16 protein-coding genes are annotated in these 20,550 nt (G+C 42.0%); 3 read left to right on the forward strand and 13 right to left on the reverse strand.

The window, feature by feature from the left end; all coding sequences use genetic code 11:
• Positions 1 to 5 precede the first annotated feature (5 nt).
• Positions 6 to 1,376, reverse strand: a complete 1,371-nt coding sequence (gabT, locus tag WMZ97_RS05280) for a 4-aminobutyrate--2-oxoglutarate transaminase (RefSeq protein WP_343271025.1) — start codon at positions 1,374 to 1,376, stop codon at positions 6 to 8.
• Positions 1,377 to 1,532: 156 nt separating this feature from the next.
• The gene (locus WMZ97_RS05285) at positions 1,533 to 2,210 is read right to left on the reverse strand and encodes a GntR family transcriptional regulator (protein ID WP_343271026.1); all 678 of its coding nucleotides are present in this window, start codon (positions 2,208 to 2,210) and stop codon (positions 1,533 to 1,535) included.
• A gap of 227 nt (positions 2,211 to 2,437) precedes the next feature.
• On the opposite strand from WMZ97_RS05285, the gene WMZ97_RS05290 reads away from it, so the two are divergent.
• Positions 2,438 to 3,406, forward strand: a complete 969-nt coding sequence (locus WMZ97_RS05290) for a 2-hydroxyacid dehydrogenase (RefSeq protein WP_343271027.1) — start codon at positions 2,438 to 2,440, stop codon at positions 3,404 to 3,406.
• Positions 3,407 to 3,455: 49 nt separating this feature from the next.
• On the opposite strand, the gene WMZ97_RS05295 is transcribed toward WMZ97_RS05290, so the two are convergent.
• Positions 3,456 to 4,643, reverse strand: a complete 1,188-nt coding sequence (locus WMZ97_RS05295) for a M24 family metallopeptidase (protein ID WP_343271028.1) — start codon at positions 4,641 to 4,643, stop codon at positions 3,456 to 3,458.
• A gap of 375 nt (positions 4,644 to 5,018) precedes the next feature.
• Positions 5,019 to 6,428, reverse strand: a complete 1,410-nt coding sequence (locus tag WMZ97_RS05300) for an APC family permease (protein WP_343271029.1) — start codon at positions 6,426 to 6,428, stop codon at positions 5,019 to 5,021.
• Positions 6,429 to 7,028: 600 nt separating this feature from the next.
• Between WMZ97_RS05300 and WMZ97_RS05305 the strand changes: the two genes are divergently transcribed.
• Positions 7,029 to 7,820, forward strand: a complete 792-nt coding sequence (locus tag WMZ97_RS05305) for an SDR family oxidoreductase (RefSeq protein ID WP_343271030.1) — start codon at positions 7,029 to 7,031, stop codon at positions 7,818 to 7,820.
• Positions 7,821 to 8,002: 182 nt separating this feature from the next.
• On the opposite strand, the gene WMZ97_RS05310 is transcribed toward WMZ97_RS05305, so the two are convergent.
• The 6 genes from WMZ97_RS05310 to WMZ97_RS05335 form a co-directional block, all read right to left on the reverse strand.
• Positions 8,003 to 8,944, reverse strand: coding sequence for an LCP family glycopolymer transferase (locus WMZ97_RS05310; RefSeq protein WP_343271031.1), 942 nt, complete (start codon positions 8,942 to 8,944; stop codon positions 8,003 to 8,005).
• Between the two features lie 341 nt (positions 8,945 to 9,285).
• Entirely contained in the window at positions 9,286 to 9,987 is a 702-nt protein-coding gene (locus WMZ97_RS05315) for an ABC transporter ATP-binding protein (protein ID WP_343271032.1), read from the reverse strand.
• Entirely contained in the window at positions 9,980 to 10,753 is a 774-nt protein-coding gene (locus WMZ97_RS05320; protein WP_343271033.1) for an ABC transporter ATP-binding protein, read from the reverse strand. The genes WMZ97_RS05315 and WMZ97_RS05320 overlap by 8 nt, the downstream gene beginning before the upstream one ends.
• A complete protein-coding gene (locus WMZ97_RS05325) occupies positions 10,734 to 11,699 on the reverse strand; it encodes a branched-chain amino acid ABC transporter permease (protein ID WP_343271034.1) in 966 nt (321 codons plus the stop codon). Before WMZ97_RS05325 ends, WMZ97_RS05320 begins: the two co-directional genes overlap by 20 nt.
• Positions 11,700 to 11,720: 21 nt before the next feature.
• Complete coding sequence (locus WMZ97_RS05330) at positions 11,721 to 12,593, reverse strand: branched-chain amino acid ABC transporter permease (RefSeq protein ID WP_343271035.1); 873 nt, start codon at positions 12,591 to 12,593, stop codon at positions 11,721 to 11,723.
• A gap of 482 nt (positions 12,594 to 13,075) precedes the next feature.
• Positions 13,076 to 14,227 carry an ABC transporter substrate-binding protein gene (locus tag WMZ97_RS05335; protein WP_343271036.1) on the reverse strand — a complete coding sequence of 384 codons (1,152 nt, stop codon included), beginning with the start codon at positions 14,225 to 14,227 and terminating at the stop codon, positions 13,076 to 13,078.
• A gap of 660 nt (positions 14,228 to 14,887) precedes the next feature.
• On the opposite strand from WMZ97_RS05335, the gene WMZ97_RS05340 reads away from it, so the two are divergent.
• The gene (locus tag WMZ97_RS05340; protein ID WP_343271037.1) at positions 14,888 to 15,982 is read left to right on the forward strand and encodes a branched-chain amino acid aminotransferase; all 1,095 of its coding nucleotides are present in this window, start codon (positions 14,888 to 14,890) and stop codon (positions 15,980 to 15,982) included.
• A gap of 340 nt (positions 15,983 to 16,322) precedes the next feature.
• On the opposite strand, the gene WMZ97_RS05345 is transcribed toward WMZ97_RS05340, so the two are convergent.
• The 3 genes from WMZ97_RS05345 to WMZ97_RS05355 form a co-directional block, all read right to left on the reverse strand.
• Complete coding sequence (locus tag WMZ97_RS05345) at positions 16,323 to 17,336, reverse strand: TAXI family TRAP transporter solute-binding subunit (protein WP_343271038.1); 1,014 nt, start codon at positions 17,334 to 17,336, stop codon at positions 16,323 to 16,325.
• 29 nt (positions 17,337 to 17,365) lie between these two features.
• On the reverse strand, positions 17,366 to 19,318 hold the full coding sequence (locus WMZ97_RS05350) for a TRAP transporter permease (RefSeq protein WP_343271039.1): 1,953 nt from the start codon (positions 19,316 to 19,318) through the stop codon (positions 17,366 to 17,368).
• Positions 19,319 to 19,487: 169 nt separating this feature from the next.
• Entirely contained in the window at positions 19,488 to 20,237 is a 750-nt protein-coding gene (locus WMZ97_RS05355) for a FadR/GntR family transcriptional regulator (RefSeq protein WP_343271101.1), read from the reverse strand.
• Positions 20,238 to 20,550 lie beyond the last annotated feature (313 nt).

Genomic DNA, 20,550 nt, shown 5'->3' on the forward strand with positions numbered 1-20,550 from the left:
TCCAATCAATTATTCTGTAACCGTTGATTTCCCACTGCAGCTACGACTGCCTCCACTGATTCCTCCAACAAATCCAAGCCTTCATTTAATTGTTCATCGGTAATCACCAGAGGCATTAATAAGCGGATCACATTATCATAAACACCTGCCTTTAACGCAACCAGCCCGCGCTGATGAGCCTCTTTTAAAATTTGATTGCTTAGTGGTTGGTCGGGGGCTTTACTTGTACGGTCTTTGACAAACTCTAATGCACACATCGCACCAAGACCACGATAGTCACCGATGATATCAAAGCGGTCATACATGGCTGCGAGCCGCTCCATCACCCGCCTGCCAATTGCAATTGCCCGATCATTAATATGCTCCTTCTCCATGACATCCAATGCGGCAATTCCTGCCCTGCATCCAAGCGGACTGCCGCAGTACGTGCCACCTAACTCACCGGGTTTAGCAGCATCCATTACTTCTTCCCTGCCAATCACCCCGCTAATCGGCAAACCGGCTGCCATGGACTTTGAGATCGTAATCAAATCTGGTTCAACGTCATAATAATCGATCCCGAAATATTTCCCTGTTCGGCCAAAGCCAGTTTGAATCTCATCGGCAATAAACAAAATCCCATGCTGTTTACATAGATTATGGACCCCTTGGACAAATGCTTTATCCGGAATGATAAACCCGCTTTCCCCTTGAACCGGTTCCATAATAAAGGCTGCAACTAGGCTCGGATCCACTTCACTGATAAAAAATTCCTCGATTTGTTTCAGCATAAATTCACAGTATGCTGTTTTACTCATAGAATCTGGGCGCCGATATGCATATGGATATGGTGCATGATATATTTCCGGTGCGAACGGTCCATATTCATATTTATATGGTCGCACCTTACCAGTTAATGACATTGCCATTAATGTTCGGCCATGAAATCCACCGGAAAACGAAACAACCGCTTGCCGTCCGGTATATTTCCGTGCAATTTTCACCGCGTTTTCGACCGCTTCCGCACCACTATTTAAAAACATTACCTTCTTATTAAACGAACCAGGTGCCAAGGCTGCGAGTTTTTCCGCGAATTCAATATATGGATCATACATCATGACGTTAAAACCAGTGTGAATATAACGATCAATCTGATCATGCAAGGCGTTGACAACTGTTTCATGGCAATGACCGACATTAATCGTACCAATTGCTCCGGCAAAATCGATAAACTGATTACCATCCACATCCTTCAGCAAAGCGCCTTGCGCTGATTCAACAAATGTGGGAATTCCATAGCTGACTCCATTTGGAACAATATCATGCCTGCGTGCAAGCAATTCCTTTGCCTTAGGTCCTGGTAGCTCCGTTTGAACATTCGCGAATTTTTTGTTCATAATCGTTACCTCCTTAATACTTTAGCACTTCAGCTTAATACGGGACTGTCCAGTTCCAACGACCAGCGTCTAGTGGACTTCCTTCACCTTCGTACAATAAGTCAAACTTCAGTTCGCAAAAAAGATCTCCTAGGTTCAGGCCAGCCCTTTCGCCACTTAATCGTTATATCCACTTTTCTCGTCTCCCACGCCGAGCAGCTTTTCTTCTACAAATTCAATATGACTCTCGACCTTTTTCTTTACCTGTGCTGCATTCTTTGATGTTAATGCACGTAATAATTCCATATGCTCGTTATAAAACGCTTGGGGACTAGAATAATATTTGTCAAGGTGCATTAAGAACGTCCGGATTTGCACCTGCAGGGAATCATATATTTTAATAATACGCGAATTTCCACATAAGTTAACGACATAGCAGTGAAATTGCATATCCAGATCAAATAATTGATTCCAATCGCCTTCATTCGCCTTCTGCTTCATCTCTATTGTAATCGCTTTCAAATATTGCAAATGGGTTTCTGTCAGATTAGGGATCGCCTGGGTAAAGGCCCATGACTCCATCAATGTACGTAACTCAATGATTTCATCTAAATCCTTACTTGTGAAATCAGCAACATAGGTTCCTTTTCTTGCCTGGCTAACGATCAGCTCTTCGACTTCAAGAATCTTGAATGCTTCCCGTATCGTGCTTCTGCTTACATCAAACCGATTGGCAAGCTCTGTTTCCAATAAACGCTTACCAAATTGAATTTCTTTATTCCATATCTCTTTTTTCAATTGATCCGCTATTAATACACTAAGTGGCTTTTGTAATATGATACTGTCATCATCCATCCACAAAACTCCCCCTCTGGTTGGTATATCTGAAATCGTAAGGTATGACAGGAAATATACTGCATGTTTATGTCGATTGTCGACATTACTAAATGTCTACACCCATCATAAATCAGACTATTTTGATTGTCAATAACTATTTATATAATTAATAATTTTATGTTTCCTTGTTGACTTAATGAAAAATTACCCCTATTTTTAAGGTAGGATATTAAAGGAGGACTCGTATGAAAAAGAAAAAGGTGATAGCATATAATCGAGTAGAAAAACCTGTATTACAAGCACTAAAAGAGAAATATGACGTTCGTTTTTTTAAGGATATTGACACGAAAACCGATCCAGCATTCCTGGCATGGTTACAAGAGGCTGAAGGCATTATCGGACTGGAATTGAAAGTGGATCAGGAATTGCTGGAGCAAGCACCTAACCTGAAAATTGTGAGCAATGTCTCGGTTGGCTATAACAATTTAGACATGGAACAACTGAATAAACGAGGAATCATGGCCACCAATACCCCGGATGTACTTACCGATACCGTTGCCGACACAATCTTTGGCATTCTGATTGCAACGGCCAGAAGGATACCAGAACTGGATCAGTTAGTTAAAAACGGAGAATGGAAACAGGAGGCAGTCGGTCCCGAGTATTTTGGCATCGATGTGCATCATAAAACACTAGGCATTATTGGAATGGGGCGAATCGGGCAAGCCCTGGCACAACGAGCCCATTTCGGTTTCGATATGAACATTTTGTATCATAGCCGCAGCCGCAAGCCAGAAGCAGAAACGAAATTTTCTGCGTCCTATCGCGATCTTGACAATTTATTACGGGAAGCAGATTTTGTTTGTTTAATCACCCCTCTAACAAATGAAACAAAAGGACTGATAGGTAAAAGAGAATTTCAGCTAATGAAACCGTCCGCCATGTTCATTAATGGTTCGCGGGGCAAAACAGTTGTGGAACCCGCGCTGATCCATGCACTCCAAACCAATGAAATTGCTGCTGCTGGACTAGATGTCTATACAGTCGAGCCAGTCGCATCGGATAACCCGCTATTAGCCCTAAAAAATGTGGTCACCACCCCACACATCGGCTCTTCCACCAATGAAACAGAATTAAAAATGTCACAGCTTGCCGCCAAGAATCTAGAAGCAGGATTAAATGATCAAACACCACCAAATTTAATCGGGGACTGACCCTGGCCCCCACCACGCTAACGTGTTAAGTGGTGGGGAACTGTCCCCACTACGCCAAACGGATATTCGGTTTTATCATCAATTCACGTGGGAAATCTGCCAGCAGTTCACACCCTGTCTCTGTCACGCGAAACGATTCACTGATTTCCACGCCCATATTTTCCATCCAAATTCCTGGAATGAGGTGGAATGTCATGTTAGGCTCCAAAACGGTACGATCGCCAGGGCGTAAACTTGCTGTATGCTCTCCCCAATCGGGTGGATAATTCAACCCCATGGAGTAGCCCATACGAGATTCCTTTTTGATTCCATTCTTTTCAATCACCTGGCGCCAGACCATTTCGAGTTCCTCACAGGTGACCCCAGGTTTTACCGCAGCCAATGCAGCATTTAATCCTTCCACAACACAATCAGCCACAAATTGCATCTGCTCGGTCGGTCCACCAATAACCATCGTTCGGGCTAACGGGGAATGGTACCGTTTATAACAGCCCGCCAATTCTATAATAGCTGGATCACCCTGTTTAAAGCGTTCATCCGTCCACGTCAAATGACAGGCAGACGTTTTTTCCCCTGTTGGCAGCAGTGGAACAATTGCTGGATAATCGCCGCCAAAATCCTCCAGTCCACTTATTTGCGCATGGGCAATTCCAGCGACAACATCACATTCCCTCACACCTTCATTTAGTTTATCAAAAGCGGTTTGCATTGCCTTTTCAGCGATTTTACCTGCCTGTTTCATATAAGCAATTTCCTGATCTGATTTAATAATCCGCACCCAATTCACCATATTTGTTCCATCTTTAAACGTCGCATTTGGCAATCCTTGAACAAGTTGCATATAACATTTAGCTGTAAAATAATAGGCATCCAATTCGACGGCAATCGTTTGGTTATCACGTTTTTGTTCTCTTAATAAATCACAAACAAAATCCATCGGGTGTCTTTTGGTTGACTGAACATAATAATCCTCATAAGGTATAATATGTTGTGCATCAAGCCAAGTGGTATGCTGAGCAGCACTGGCATCCTGACCACGCCCGACCCATATTGGCTGTTCTTCATCGATTGGGATAATAAGCAACTGATGAACATAAAACGACCAAGCATCATACCCTGTTAAATAGTTCATGTTTGCCGGATCTGTTACCAATAAAATGTCAACCCCGGCATTTGCCATCCGCTCCTTCGTTTTCACTAAGCGTTCTTGAAACTCCAAAACCGAAAATGTTAACATCCACCATCCCATCCTCTCAGACAAAATATTCCCATATATCACTGCTTAAACAACAAATAGCAACTTAATGTATCCGTTTACATAATTAGTTATTTTTGTAAAGAAGGCTACGTGTACTAAGTATTATACCCTTAATTATCTTATGCTGCCGCTTGATAAATAACGTAAACTTTTTATCATTCAATTACTAAATTGCTTACTATATAAAATGCAGCCACGGCAAATTTCGGAACCTGTCGATTGTCGACATCAATTGTAAGTACATTATAATTCCTCTGTTTCCTGAATGTCAATAATCATTTAAATTGTTTGTATAATATCTTTAAAATAGTAAATCCAACAGAAACTTAATATCTGCTGGATTTACATCAATTGTTAAGCAATCCGATTTAGTTCCTTTTTCATGTGTTCATCAGCATGCCTCTTTCCATATTTAGCAATGGCAATTTTATAAAGAATAACTCCAAGGATAATCCAAACGCCAATAATCAGCCATTCATATGGCCAAATCAGCGCAGATGGCATCCCCGGCATATACAATAGACCAATTCCTGCCGCTAAAATAACGGCAATCCAACCGAGTACGGTTCCACCCGGAAGCTTTAACGGTCGCTTCATATCCGGATCTTTTTTACGTAAAATAATAAAAGAAATCGCAACCATTAGCCAAGCAACAACCAGCCCCAGCCCGCCAGCATCTACCAGCCATTCAAGAGCAGGCCGCCCCAACAATGGTGAAACCGTCGAAAACAAGCCTATTAATAAAATGGCATTATGCGGGGTTTTATATTTTGGATGCAATTTTCCTAAACTTTTTGGCAGCATCCCAGCATTGGCAAGCGCATAAATCGCCCGGCTTCCACCAACGTAAAAACCTATCCAGCTAGTCAAAATTCCTCCAATTCCACCAAGGACAAGTACATTGCCCATCGGTTTACTTCCACCAAAGGCTTTAGCCATTGCATCCGCCGTGGCTAAATCTGATGCATTCATTTCCGCAGGTGTCATGACCCTGGAAACGCCGAAAATTATGGCTACATACCACACAATAGCTAACACAACGGAGAATATCAATAACTGACCAATACGTTTCTGTGGGAGATTTATTTCCTCGGACGCTTGCGGGATCACGTCAAATCCGACAAACATGAATGGAGTCATAATGATAACGGTCAGCAAACCGGAGATTCCTTTAGAGAAGAACGGCTGCATGTTGTCTGTGGTGCCGCCAACTGAACTTCCTGTGATCAGCAGGACACCTGCAATTGCGATTAACAGTGTTAAGATAAACATGATCGATGTGGAAAATTTTATACCACGATAATTTACCCAAGTGATAATCAATGAACCAACAATACCGACTCCAGCCCAGGTTGCTGTTACATCCCATCCACCAATTGTATACATAAAACCTCGACTATAGTTCGGAATCAAATATTCAAAAACAGTCGGTAAGGCAACCGCTTCAAAGGCGACCACGGAAACATAACCAAGAATAATCGCCCAAGTTGTTATAAAAGAAGCCAATCTGCCCATAGCTTTATAACTGTATACATGTTCCCCGCCAGCCAGTGGTAATGCCGATGCTAATTCGGCATATGTTAACCCGACAAAAATGACCAATGCTCCACCAATCACAAACGCAAGGATAGCACCAAGCGGACCAGCCTCTGTAATCCACAATCCTGTCGTAACAACCCAGCCCCAGCCAATCATTGCACCGAATGCCAAAGCCAATACATCTTTATTCCCCAGGATTTTTAATAATTTTCGATTATCACTCATTTATTCCCCTCCACTCGCTCTTTATAAAGTGAAACTTCATTCAGTCGGGTTTTCCCTTTCTCCCCCACTGAATAGAGGAACAAAGGCAAAGTTCGCAACACCCTGTTGCAACACCTTTGTGACCTGCATCGTGCAGGCTGAGAACAGAATCGGACCTTTGTCATGCAGTTGACCCCACTTCTTTTTTAGTTCAACCTCAAAATCCTGAAGTGGGGGTTTTACTGCTCGTTAAGGCGGGATGAATTTGATTATTCCGTCAACTATTAACATAAGTATTTATCTATCAATGCTTCCATACCCCCCATATGTGAAATTAAAAACCAGCAATATAGGCAGCACGAAATTACGTTTATTTCGTACCTGTTTAACTGCTTCTTATCCTAAGAGATACCTGCTCGCACCTTATCAGTGGGATCAATTAAGATTTGATGGCTACTTAAAATCTCATTGTTTAAAATTTACCAAAAATAAAGCCTATGGTCAAGTGCCACCTTAGATAAGGTTATGGTGGTGAATGGTAACATCGTTTAAATTTGAATTTTGTACCAATTCCTTTCATAATTGAAGTAATACACGACATATCTGTAGGAGGAAACAACCATGAACTTGGGTCTTGAAGGAAAATCTGTTGTGGTTTTAGCTGCAAGTAAGGGATTAGGCAAAGCTACTGCCCATTTGTTTGCGAAAGAGGGCGCTCATGTTTTTATCGCAAGCCGGGATGAACAAGAATTGGACAAGACGACAAATGAGATTCAGCGTGAGACAGGGAATAATCACGTGCACTATCACGTTTGTGACATTACGAATCCCACTTCAATTAAACAATTAATGGCAAAAGCAGTGGACCAGCATGGAACCATTGATGTCCTTGTCAATAACGCGGGTGGACCTCCAGCCGGTTTATTTCGCGATTTTGATGATGAAGCGTGGCAAAACGCATTCGAATTAAACTTGTTGAGTTTTGTCCGTGCAATCAGAGAAGTACTGCCATATATGCAAGAACAGCAAAGCGGACATATTATCAATATTGCTTCCTCATCCGTTAAACAGACATTGGATAACCTTATTTTATCCAATACATTTCGAGCTGGAATTGTCGGTCTTGCAAAAGGGTTGTCACAGGAACTTGCCGCGGACAATATCTTAATCAATACGGTTGGCCCAGGAAGGATTGCGACAGACCGAGTTACCAGCTTGGATCAAATCGCTGCCGAAAAACGTAACATGAATCCTGAAAAGTTACGGAAACAAACTGAACAATCTATTCCAATGCAACGATATGGTGAACCCGAGGAATTTGCCAGAATGATTGTCTTCTTATGTTCTGCGGCCAATACCTATGTTACTGGACAAACGCTTGTTGTAGATGGTGGATTAGTAAAGGCATTATAAGAACTGAAAATAATAATACTTCAAAAAATGCTCGTAACAGAAGCTGGCTTTTGTTACGAGCATTTTTTGATATTTGACGGTACTCTTGCCTGTCAGATCTTAACATTTTCTTTATTATAATATAAATCGGTTATGGACCAGTAAAAAACCTTATCCATAACCGACACAATTGCTATAATATTTTATGACTTGATATCAGCTATCATCCCATGAACCTTCGAAACTTCTTCCTCAGGGACAATTAAATAATAAATGTTTTGTCCGCTATCATTTTTCATTGTGGTTCCCGTCCCCTTCATTTGATAGCTTACTACATTTTTCCTCGTATCTTTGTAGCCTTTTAGGAGCTTCTTCATATCATCAAAATCGAGATTGGTTGCCATATTATTTCCCATAATATTAATGACACCATTAATTTTGCTGACGGATCCAACACTTGCTCCTTTATCAACAATACCTTCAATAACCTTTCGTTGCCGCTTGGTCCGCCCAAAATCTCCATCCGGATCCTGTTTACGCATGCGGACAAAGTGCATTGTTTTATCGCCATCCATTTCAACGGGACCAACAGCAAAGTCATATTTCCCATCTTTCCAGGCGATTTCGTTGTTAACAGAAATGGTACCAAGCTGATCAACCAATTCCTGCAGCCCTTCCATATTCATTCGTACATAGTAATCCAAGTCAATATCCAAGAAGTTTTCCACCGTAGCAATCGACATATCCGAGCCGCCATAAGCATAGGCGTGGTTGATTTTATCCTCGAAGCCTTTACCAATAATTGTCGCTCTCGTATCACGTGGAATACTGATCAACTGCATTTTATCATTGGTCGGATCAAGGGAGAGCACCATTAATGCATCAGAACGTCCTTTATCATTATCACGTTCATCGACACCTAGCAACAGGATATTTAATGGTTCGGTTGCCTTCACCTTTTTCTTTGTCACACTAGGGTCGATGGAATCTACCTGCTCATGCATTTTGTTATTGACGGTTTCCTTGGCATTATGATAGATGGAATATGCATATGCCCCTACTCCGATGACTAATACCAAGATGATAGCTAACGGAATTTTCAGCCATAGCTTCTTAGATTTTTTGTTTTTATCTGTTCTTTTCATCTTCAGACTCCTCATATTTTCATAGAATCCACTTTTCATGTGTTTAGGAATAAACTCCTATACATTTTACCATAGATCGACAATTTTTGATAATACCATTTTAAAAACTTTTCCACTTTAAGGAGCAGACACTAATAATGGTTGAACATCTATCCATTGCCCACCTTACTAATCTAATGCTGCATAGTAGAGTAGAAGAAGACTGTATCAAGGAACGATCATAGGAGAATTTCGGAGTAGATGCCTGATTCGTGGCAACGAACAAAAAATATAGCAGGAAATTACGGATTCCTGCTATATTTTTTTATTTCACTGAAAAAGTTACGCAATTCCCAATTCCACTAACCACCTAAATAAGCCTCCGCAATGCTCGTATCTTCCAATAAATCCTTGGCATTACCTTCCAATGTCAGCTTTCCGGTTTCTAACACATAACCGTAATCAGCGATTTTCAACGCTTGTTTGGCGTTTTGTTCCACAAGCAAAACGGTTGTACCCGCTTCATTAATCTCCTTGATCATCTTAAAGATATCCGAAACAATGATCGGAGCTAGTCCCATGGAGGGCTCATCCAATAAAAGCAGCTTTGGACGGGCAAGCAGCGCCCGGGCTATGGCTAGCATTTGCTGCTGTCCGCCTGACATCGTACCGGCAAGCTGGTCTTTCCGTTCTTTCAAGATCGCAAATCGTTCCATCACCTCGTTAATGTCTTGAGCCACCTCATCATCATTGCGGTGATAGGCACCCATTTCCAGATTTTCCAGTACGGTCATCTCTGAAAGCATTGCCCTTCCCTCAGGTACAAGCGCAATTCCCTTGCGAATGAGTTGATCCGGCCTAGAACCTGTTACATTTTCACCTAGAAATTCAACCGTTCCATGTTTAGGCTTAATCAGCCCAGCAATGGTTTTCATTGTAGTTGTTTTTCCTGCTCCATTCGCCCCAAGAATGGTGACGATCGTGCCTTCTTTTACATGTAAGTCAATCCCTTTTAATGCTTGAATATTCCCATAAAATGTTTGTACACCGGAAACGTTAAGCAATATCGTCCCCTCCTTCTGTACCAAGATATGCCTTGATAACTTCCGGATTGGTTTGAATAGCTTTTGGTTCCCCTTCTGCAATCTTCTTACCAAAGTTTAAGACAACAATCCGGTCACACGTTTTCATCACGAGCGGCATATCGTGTTCAATCAACAAAATGGTTATTCCCATCTGACGAATTTTCATAATCAGATGATGGAGTTCCTCTGTTTCCCGCTCGTTCATCCCCGCTGCTGGTTCATCAAGCAGTAATAGTTTCGGTTCACTTGCTAACGCCCGGGCAATTTCCAGCCTTCGCTGCTGTCCATACGCTAAATTTTTGGCAATGGTTTCCTGTTCATCAAGCAGGTGAACGGTCTCCAATAATTTCTTTGCCTGCTGATACATCGCTTTTTCTTCTTGTTTTTGCGACTTTGTCCGCAGTACACTTTTCCAGACACCCGATTTTGTCCGACTGTGGCTGCCAGTCAGCACATTTTCGATTACTGTCATTTCCGGGAACAGGCGAATGTTTTGAAACGTTCGGCAAATGCCTTTGTTCGTAATCTGATGCGATTTTAATTCGCTAATCTTTTCACCAAAGAATTGAATGTTGCCGGAAGTTGGCGAAAGCACCGATGTGATCATATTAAACATGGTTGTTTTACCTGCGCCGTTGGGTCCGATCAGGCCGAGTATCTCTCCTTCTGAAATGGAAAACGACACATCGGACAATGCGTGAATACCGCCAAACTGCTTGCTAATATTATTTATCTTTAATACCATGCTTACGCCTCCTTCCCTTGCGTGTTTTGAACCAGCGCAACATCTGTTCATCGATAATTCCTTGTGGTCTGTAGGCCATCATAACCACCAAAAGCAATCCATAGATCATGTACCGGTAATCACTGATCGCCCGTAATATTTCCGGAAGCAACGTTAAAAAGGTAGCACCAAAAATCGCTCCTCCGACAACTTCACTTCCTCCGAATACCGAAAACGTTAAGATTTCGACAGCCCGATGATAGGAAAAATCTGCGGGACTAATATATGATAGAACATGTGCATACAACGCACCGGCAAATCCGGCAAAAATTGCTCCTTGCGTAAAGGAAAGAACTTTATAATATGTAACGTTGATCCCCATCGATGCTGCTGCTTGTTCATCCATCTTAATTGCCGAAAACGCCCGGCCAACCCGGGAATGCTTTTGTCGGATAAAAAACCAAATCAAAATAATGTCAATCACAGCCAGTACGATAAAAATAGCCAGAAATACAAACTGGTTCGGACTTAAGCCAATTACATCCGGGTTAAATCCAATGTTTTTGAATAGCTTTAAAATTTCCTGGCCCATTTGTGGAATTCCAGAAATTCCAATTGCACCATTTGTGACCGATTCGGCGTTGATTAAAAACACCCGAACAATTTCACCAAATCCTAACGTCGCAATAGCTAAAAACACACCGCGCAACCGTAATGAAGGAATACCAACAATAATACCAAACACGCCTGCCAGCAAGGCACCAGCAATAACACCAACCACAAGTGGCACCTCGAAATTCGTTGTTAAAAGTGCTGTCGTATAGGCACCAACGGCCATAAATCCTGCATTTCCCAGTGACAACTGCCCGGAAGCAAGGGTCACATAAATGCTTAAGCCCAAAATAATATTAATTAAAATAAATGAGGCAACCTGTAAATAATATGGATTAATCAATTCTCCTAGCATGGACTCACCTCCTCGTACCCATCATGCTGCTTTTTTGCCAAACAGCCCCTGTGGCCTGACAAGTAAAATAATGATAATGATAATAAAGGCAATAGCATCGCGAAAGCCCGAGAACCCCAAAACGACAACCAATGTTTCAGAAAGTCCGAGAATCATTCCTCCAGCCATGGCGCCTTTGACATTTCCCATGCCACCTAAAATAATGATGGCCAGCCCTTTAAGTCCAATCGATAACCCCATTTGTGGGTTAACGGAACTGAACGCCATCCCAACAAGAATCCCGGCAATCCCGCCAATCGCTGAGGCAAGTACTACCGTAATTGTGATGATCCGTTTCGTATTTACGCCAAGCAAACTTGCCGTTTCCAGGTTTTCGGCCGTTGCTCGTAAGGCCTTACCACCTTTTGTTTTTAACAACCAGTAGGACAAAGCAATCATTAATGCAATTGAGATACAAAAAATAACAATTTGTACCAGATAAATATTGACAGTCCCAACTGTGAAACGAATCTCTGAAAAACTATTTTGAACCGGGTGATTACCCGATCCAAATAGTTGATCCGCCAAATTTTCCAGGAAAATCGACACACCGATCGTACTAATTAAGGGGGCGAGATGACTGCTTTCTGATTTACTTCTTAATGGTCGTAAGGCAAAGCGTTCCAATAGGTATCCCATGATAGCTGTTACTACCGTTGCGACAACAAAGGCCATCCAGATTGGCAACCCAAGCGTACTAGTTGTCACAACCCCCATAAATGCACCAAACATAAAGATTTCTCCGTGGGCCATGTTAATGATACCGAGCACTCCGAAAACAAGTGTATATCCCAGTGCGACGATCGCATAAATACTTCCTGTTGTAATTCCATTAATCAATTGTTCCAATAACATGACATCACATCCTTTACCTGCCTGCTTAAAACAAAGGCGTAAGCGCCCGGACTAAGGAACGCCGACTAAGTTCGGCACGTCCTGTCGGCATAACCTGCATCCGGCAGGCCCATGTACAAACTACGCCCTGCAAGCAGGGCGGGTAGGCGTTGCCGCACAAAGCGGCAAAGTTAGCCGATCCTCACCTTCATTCGCAATGAGATAAAACAAACACGGTGAACTCGGGGCTACAGGATGTAGATCAGTTCGGTGTTGCGACAGGACGTCGCAGTTTTAACCGAACTTCTTCCCCTGAACCGATATTGACTTGATCTGCGTGGAGAAGTGTGAAGTTTGCTTGGCTTTAACGCTGGAGCCGGACGTGGCTCAACTGATTTACCTAGTTATTTACAAGCGTAAATTTTATAGTTTCATAGATCACAAGAAATATCCTTCTATAGCAGGGTCTGCAATCATTTCATTACCCGTCATGCAACGAGTTCCTATTCCATTTCCTGGAACTTTCCGTCTTTAATAGTTAACACAACAGGGTCCATCACAACATCACCTTCGTCATCTAATGAAATATTTCCCAGTACTCCCTCCAGGTCTTTCGTTTCGACTAAAGCATCACGCAGTTTGTCACGATCAGCTTCTCCTGCCCGCTTTAAAGCATCTGCCATAATATAAAGCCCATCATAGGCCTGTGCAGCAAATTGGTCAGGCTCTTTGCCATATTTATCTTTGTATGCTTTGACAAAATCTTGTACTTTTTGATCATCCTTGCCAGTAAACCATGGTGTAGCAACAATTAAACCGTCAGCAGCGTCACCTGCGATATCAATAACTTCCGGTGAGTTAAACCCATTTCCACCGACAAATGGGGCATCGATTCCTAATGAACGAGCTTGTTTCATAATAACTGCACCTTCATTGTAGAGAGCAGAAGCAAGAATGACATCCGGGTCTAACTGTTTAATCTTTGTAAGTTGTGCTTTGTAATCCGACTGACCCTGTTGAAATGTCTGGGTAGTAAGAACGTCAAGATCCAAATCCTCGGCAGCTTTTTTCATCGAATCATATCCAGCTTTGGTAAATACATCATCATTCCCGTACATAATTGCTACTTTTTTTGCATCATACTTATCAACTGCTTTTTCCACCGAAGCCGGAATTGCTAATGTTTCAGGTATAGAGTCACGGAATACGTAATCACCAATTTGTGGAATTCCTTCTGCAGTATTTGATGTTCCCATAATTGGCACCATGTTTTGATCGGCAACAGGACCAACCACTTCCATTTCGGTACTTAGCGTTGGCCCGATAATTCCCGTTACATTTTCTGAATTTATGAGCTTCTGTGCAGCTGAAAGCGCCTGATCCGGTTCTCCGGCAGAGTCTTCAATCACCAAGTCAATATTGACGTCACCTTGCTCATTGATTTCTTTTTGGGCCATCTCCAAACCATTTGTGATCGCCTCCCCATAAGCAGCTCCTGAACCACTCTTAAATGTTACGACCCCGATTTTTGCGGAAATGTCGCCCGAACCACCATCTGTAGAACCTGACGCATCACTGCCTCCGCCACAGGCTGCCAATGTAATTAATACCATTACACTCACAACAGTAATGAACATTCCGAATATTGACTTCATCGTAATACCCCCATTTTTATTAAAATAATATAATTACCCTGACAGAATTACCATTCCAGCATGACGTCACTAGTTACTTTTTACCACAATTAAGACAAACCCCTCTCCATATAAAAGTCTATCAAGCAACTATTATATAATCATGCTTGTCTAGCAAATTCCAATTGATATAAAGAGTATTTTAACCCGAAAAAATTGAAAAATCAAGGTAAATTTTGAAAACTGGGATTCTCTCAAAAATATCTTCTTTTCCAAACGTAAAGATTGATGAAAAGAGACTTAAAGTGAAACTTCATTCAGTAGAGGTTTTCGACGCACAGGACGTGACGGTTTAAACCTGCCCTTTCTCCCCTACTTAAAATAGAGGAACAAAGGTTAAATACTCAGGCATCTGAGTTGAAACGCCTTTGTGACCTGCGTCCTCCTGGCTGAGAACAGAACCGGACCTTTGTCATGCAATTGACTTGGTCTTACTGCCCGTTAATGCGGGATAAATACACCTGTAGTAAAAATAATGGAGTTCCCGAGTAAGATAATGAAAAGTATAAATTTTTTCATTATAAAGGGTTGTAATTGTATTCCTAGAAGTAATACAATAGTATTTAATCATTTGTTGATTATCATGAAACTAAGTTGAATAAATAACAAGGAGATAGTGCCATGGAAGAACAGTCAATTCAAATCACCCTGTGTAATACGAAAAAAGAAAAACCGGAGCCTGACCATTTAGAATTCGGAAAAATTTTCACAGATCATATGTTCATAATGGATTATTCAGAAGACCAGGGTTGGCATGATGCGCGAATTGTCCCGTATCAGCCGCTTACATTAGAACCTTCAGCAATGATCTTTCATTACGGACAATCTGTTTTTGAGGGATTGAAGGCCTACCTGACATCGGAAGGAAAAGTTCAGTTGTTCCGTCCTGAAAAAAACATGCAGCGATTAAACCGATCGAATAGTCGTCTTTGCATTCCGGCAATAGATGAAGAATTTGCCCTTCACGCCATCAAACAGCTTATTGCTGTTGATAAGGACTGGGTACCAACTGCTGAAGGAACATCCCTTTATATTCGTCCTTTTATTATCTCAACCGAACCATATCTAGGTGTGGCGCCATCCGGCCATTATAAATTTATTGTTATTTTATCTCCTGTAGGTGTCTACTATAAAGAGGGCATTAATCCAGTAAAAATCGCCGTAGAAAGCCAATATGTACGGGCCGTACTAGGCGGAACAGGGGAAGCAAAAACCGGAGGAAACTATGCCTCCAGTCTGAAGGCACAAGAAATGGTTGCAGATCAAGGATTCGCCCAAGTATTATGGCTGGACGGTGTTGAAAAGAAGTATATTGAAGAAGTCGGCAGCATGAACGTATTCTTCAAAATCAGTGGTGAAGTAGTCACTCCGGCGTTAAACGGAAGTATCCTAGAAGGGGTAACCCGCAACTCAGTCATTCAATTACTGAAACATTGGGACATTCCTGTCGTGGAACGAAAAATTTCTATGGATGAGCTGTATGAAGCCAACAAGAACGGTACACTGGAAGAAGCATTTGGCGCAGGTACCGCTGCCGTTATCTCCCCAATTGGCCAGCTTTCATGGCAAGACGAAGATTTTATCATCAACCAAGGCAAAACCGGGGATATTGCCAAAAAGTTATATGATTCATTGACTGGCATCCAATACGGACGGGAAGCCGATCCTTTTGATTGGATAGTGGAGGTCGAGGATAAAGAGCAATTGATTAAATAATAAAGCTGATGAAGAGACACCTTGACTGGTAATCAAGGTGTTTTTTTGTAAACCTTTATTGTGTTTATACCAAGGTAGACCTAGTCCGGCTCCGGGTCGATTAGCACCTAGTATTCCAGAATGAACCATACCGTTATTACGACCAGTCTTATGTTGTGAAATCTCCACCTCCTTTTCAAGAACCACACTTTGTCATTTAGTTGGGCCTCACTTAGCTGCATCGCCACCGCCAATCACATAATCATACATCATATTCTTTGCCAATCCAGCCTCTGCCCTATCATACATCCATTCAATTAAATGTATTAAATGCAGTAAATGATAGACGTCATTCCACTTTCTACTTCAATAACCCTTTTTCTTCATAATATTTTTTTGCACCTGGATGAAGTGGGACTCCCGCAAGCCCATCCGTTGCGTTTTCTAATTTCATATTTTTTGCTGTGGATACACTATCTCGGAGTTGATCAATATTTTCCCACATCGTTTTCGTTAATTGATACACTGTTTCTTCAGGCAAGTCTTTTGGAACAACAAGTGCATTGGTAACACCAACAGTTTGGATATCTTTGTCCTGCTCATCATATGTCCCTTTAGGAATTGTTTCTTTATGATATACAGGGTATTTTTCGGTTAAAGCATTTATCTGTTCTTCATCCATGCTGATTAGCTCGCCATTCGCTGTTGCTAGAATTTCCACGATAGCTGAAGTAGGAAGGCCAGAAGTCAACTGTGCACCAGCAACTCGCTTGTTTTTCATTAAATCCGTGACTTCTGAGAAGCCAACGTATTGCGCTTTGACATCGTCCTCGGTCATCCCGTAAGCATCCAAAATAACTTTGGAAAGTACATTCGTTGCACTACCCGTAGCTCCCGGAACGAAACCTTTCCCTTTAAAATCAGCAACAGACTCAACACCCGTTCCTTTTCGAGCTACCACCTGACCAACATTCGGATATAATGCTGCTAGGACGCGTACATCCTTGTACTGATTATCTTTAAATTCATCAGTGCCATTATATGCGTGTGAAAGCGCGTCAAGCATCGTAAATCCTATCTGCAAATCTCCTTGCTTCATTAACTGCAGGTTTTGCACACTGGCATCCGTTGCCTGGGAAGATACCTTCACATCGTCTACATTGTTTCCCCACATTTTTGCCAGCGCGGCACCAAGCGGGTAATAATTCCCCGTTTGGGTGCCGGAACCAATTTGAATATCAATCGGTCCGCTTTCGTCATACTCCGATTTTCCACTATCACTTGAGGTTGAGCTCGTGCTACCACCCCTGCTGCAAGCTGCAAGCAAAAAACATAAAATGAGGATCAGTAAACTGAGAAAAATAGAACGCTTCATATAAAAAACCTCCCTGTTCATTTTAAACTTTAATTTGCTTCAACTGATTCGGTGACACTTCCCCCTTTCGACATGCCTATTTTTTGCCACATGAACACAGCAACAATAATAACGATACCCACCACATCGCTTGACAACTCTGGAATGATCAAGCAAACGCCAGAGATCGCCAGCAGTATTCTTTGCAGGAGATTCAACTTATCCAAAAACCAATTGGAAAAGGCGGCTGCCAATACAGTAACTCCAATCATTGCTATAATTCCCGCTAATATACTTTCCCATGGACTCCCATCCTGAAATAACAGAACAGGATTATAGAGGAAGAAATATGGAATCGCAAAACCGATAAAACCAAGTCGAACTGCAGTAAATGCAACCTTAAAGAACGGGACCCCGGCAATTCCAGAAGCAGCCATCGCTGCCAATGCAACTGGTGGTGTAATATCCGACAGCGCCGCGAAAAAGAATGCAAACATATGTGCAACTAAAAGCGGAACACCCATGGTTGCCAGCAAAGGAGCTGAAATAGTTGCCGTAATGACGTACGATGCAGTTACCGGCACTCCCATCCCCAGCAGGATACTGATAAGCATAGTTAAAAGAGCGACAAGCAGCAAATGATTGCCCGCTAGCTCTAAGATGTTATTTCCTAATGTTAATCCGACACTCGTTAATGAGATTGTACCGATGACAACTCCAACAATCGCACATGCAGCCCCGACTGTTAAAACCCCCTTCGCACCTTCTTCCAAGGCTTTGAAAATTTCCTTTGGTCCCATTCGAGTATCTTTTTTAAACCAGCTGACAACAATCGTCGCAATCATCGACCATACCGCCGCATATAAAGGTGTTGTTCCTGATACGAGCAAGATGATAATGATGATAACGGGGATGATTAAGTGCCCGCCTTCTTTTAAGACCTTCCATACATTTGGCAAACGATTCTTCGATAGGCCATGAATCCCCATCTTTTTCGCTTCAAAATGCACCGACATCATGCACATAGTGAAATAGAGTATAGCTGGAATTAGCGCAGCCAGCATAATCTGGCGATAAGGAATCCCCAGATATTCTGCCATCACAAAACTCGCAGCCCCCATAATTGGTGGCGCAATGACACCACCTGTGCCGGCAACCGATTCCACAGCCGCAGCAAAATGTCCGGTAAATCCAGTTTTTTTCATCAACGGGATGGTTACCGTTCCAACAGCAGATGTATTTGCGACACCACTGCCATTGATCATACCCATAAAACCACTGCCAATTACCGCAACTTTAGCCGGACCACCAGCCGTTCTACCAGCGATGGCCATAGACAGATTGGTAATAAAATCGATAAATCCACTTTTTCTTAAAAAGGCACCAAACACAATAAACACAAAAACATAGGTGCTCGCAACACCCAATACGATACCAAATATGCCCTGTGTTCCCCACCACAAATTATCAATAACCCGGTTCAACCCAAGGTTCGCATGTCCAAAGACGCCTGGAATATACGGACCCATAAAGTTATAAAGCAAAAATATAAAAGCCAGAATGGTCATGACAATACCAGCAGACCTTCTTGCCGCTTCAAATGTCACCAAAATACCAAGCCCGCCAAACCAAAAATCCGCGGGAATATGTAGACCAGCCATATTCACAAAACCATCATAATTAAGCAAAAGATAGCTAACAGAAACGATTGTTGCCGCGATACATAACCAGTCCCACACACTCGGCAGTCTCCTGTCTCCTTTTTCATTTTTTCTCGCTGGTACCAGGAGAAAAATCATGATCAGCAAATATCCCAAAAACCATGCCCTAGACTTGATCTCCATCATTACACCAAAGCTGGAAACAAAAATGGTAAAAACCGCCCAAACCACAGCAAAAATAGATATCACAATGGCCATAGGACCGATATAATTACGCACAGTGGAAATCCCTTCACTGTCAATCACCTGTTCTTGCTTCTCCATTGTATTTTCTTTTCCCATATCTGATTACCCCCTTTTTTGATCAAGTCAGCACACAGAATGAATTTTATCAAGTGAGAAACCTCGGTTAATGTGGCATAAAATAAAACTTCATTAAGTGGGGTCCCCTTCCTCCCCCCACTTAATGTTAGTTGAACAGAATCGGACCTTTAGGGCAGTTGAGTCCCACTTATCTTTTTTGTTTTACCTCAAAGTTTTGAAATGGAAGTCTACTTTCTCTTAAAAGTGGGGTAAAACGGACTTTTACTTGTTCTAAATGTTCCCACATTTCTTTGCGTGCTAATGCAGCGTTTTTATTACGAATCGCTTCGTAAATCCGCCGATGCTCCTCTAGTACAACCTCGCTTTTCCCTGGTGTTTGTAACGTTTTCGAACGGCTTTCATTTAAACCATCAAGCAGGGCATCGGAAATAAAGAAAATCACCTTTTGCAAAATCAAATTCTTTGCAGCCTTGCAAATCGCCATATGAAACGCATAGTCCTCATTTGCAGCAATTTCCCTTTGCATAACAGCTGACTCAAGCGCAACAAAAGCGATTTGAATAGCACCCAATTCCTGCGGTGTACTTCTTTGTGCTGCGTAATATGCAGCATCTCCCTCGACAGCTTTCCTGAATTCGAGAATTTCGACCAGATTGAACGATTCCTTTAAGATTGAATTGATGGTTAATAGAATATCTACATTTGGATCATCTTTTAAAAAGACACCCACACCGGGCCTGATCGTTACCACACCAGACGCATCAAGTACACTGATAGCCTCCCTGACGGAAGTTCTTGAAACAGATAAGGCATCAGCTAAGTACCGTTCAGAAGGCAATTGCTCTCCCGGATTTATCTGTCCATTGACAATGGAGAGTTTTATTTGCCGGATAATCTCATGATAGATTCGTTTCTTAGCGATTGGTTCGAATGTCATTTTCACACACCTAATCCCCTCCAGGTTGCCCAGTGGTTGGTCCAGTAAAAACATTTTAACGTCTATTGAAAGCGCTGTCAATAAAATAAATGGAAAATTAGCTGTTATCCGAATATTAATGATGCCCATTCTTATCCATGAGTATTAAAATCGTTTCATCTTAATAGGCGGCTTCAAGGATAGAATCTCCCTCTCTCCGATGTTACAAAAATATATAGCATGAGTGTTAATATGATTTCTGCAGAGCCTCGACATGATGAAAAAAATTGAAAGATATATGTATAACCAAATAATACCACTGGAATGTCTTTAT

This window comes from Lentibacillus songyuanensis (assembly GCF_039548255.1).
Taxonomy (GTDB): domain Bacteria; phylum Bacillota; class Bacilli; order Bacillales; family Amphibacillaceae; genus Lentibacillus_C; species Lentibacillus_C songyuanensis.

What these genes read in the sequence shown, in the direction of transcription:
- WMZ97_RS05285 (WP_343271026.1), bottom strand. Translation starts at nt 2,210, where the DNA reads ATGGATGATGACAGTATCATATTACAAAAGCCACTTAGTGTATTAATA.
- WMZ97_RS05310 (WP_343271031.1), bottom strand. Translation starts at nt 8,944, where the DNA reads ATGAAAAGAACAGATAAAAACAAAAAATCTAAGAAGCTATGGCTGAAA.
- WMZ97_RS05295 (WP_343271028.1), bottom strand. Translation starts at nt 4,643, where the DNA reads ATGTTAACATTTTCGGTTTTGGAGTTTCAAGAACGCTTAGTGAAAACG.
- WMZ97_RS05335 (WP_343271036.1), bottom strand. Translation starts at nt 14,227, where the DNA reads ATGAAGTCAATATTCGGAATGTTCATTACTGTTGTGAGTGTAATGGTA.
- WMZ97_RS05320 (WP_343271033.1), bottom strand. Translation starts at nt 10,753, where the DNA reads ATGGTATTAAAGATAAATAATATTAGCAAGCAGTTTGGCGGTATTCAC.
- WMZ97_RS05325 (WP_343271034.1), bottom strand. Translation starts at nt 11,699, where the DNA reads ATGCTAGGAGAATTGATTAATCCATATTATTTACAGGTTGCCTCATTT.
- WMZ97_RS05290 (WP_343271027.1), top strand. Translation starts at nt 2,438, where the DNA reads ATGAAAAAGAAAAAGGTGATAGCATATAATCGAGTAGAAAAACCTGTA.
- WMZ97_RS05300 (WP_343271029.1), bottom strand. Translation starts at nt 6,428, where the DNA reads ATGAGTGATAATCGAAAATTATTAAAAATCCTGGGGAATAAAGATGTA.
- WMZ97_RS05305 (WP_343271030.1), top strand. Translation starts at nt 7,029, where the DNA reads ATGAACTTGGGTCTTGAAGGAAAATCTGTTGTGGTTTTAGCTGCAAGT.
- gabT (WP_343271025.1), bottom strand. Translation starts at nt 1,376, where the DNA reads ATGAACAAAAAATTCGCGAATGTTCAAACGGAGCTACCAGGACCTAAG.
- WMZ97_RS05340 (WP_343271037.1), top strand. Translation starts at nt 14,888, where the DNA reads ATGGAAGAACAGTCAATTCAAATCACCCTGTGTAATACGAAAAAAGAA.
- WMZ97_RS05355 (WP_343271101.1), bottom strand. Translation starts at nt 20,237, where the DNA reads ATGACATTCGAACCAATCGCTAAGAAACGAATCTATCATGAGATTATC.
- WMZ97_RS05350 (WP_343271039.1), bottom strand. Translation starts at nt 19,318, where the DNA reads ATGGGAAAAGAAAATACAATGGAGAAGCAAGAACAGGTGATTGACAGT.
- WMZ97_RS05330 (WP_343271035.1), bottom strand. Translation starts at nt 12,593, where the DNA reads ATGTTATTGGAACAATTGATTAATGGAATTACAACAGGAAGTATTTAT.
- WMZ97_RS05345 (WP_343271038.1), bottom strand. Translation starts at nt 17,336, where the DNA reads ATGAAGCGTTCTATTTTTCTCAGTTTACTGATCCTCATTTTATGTTTT.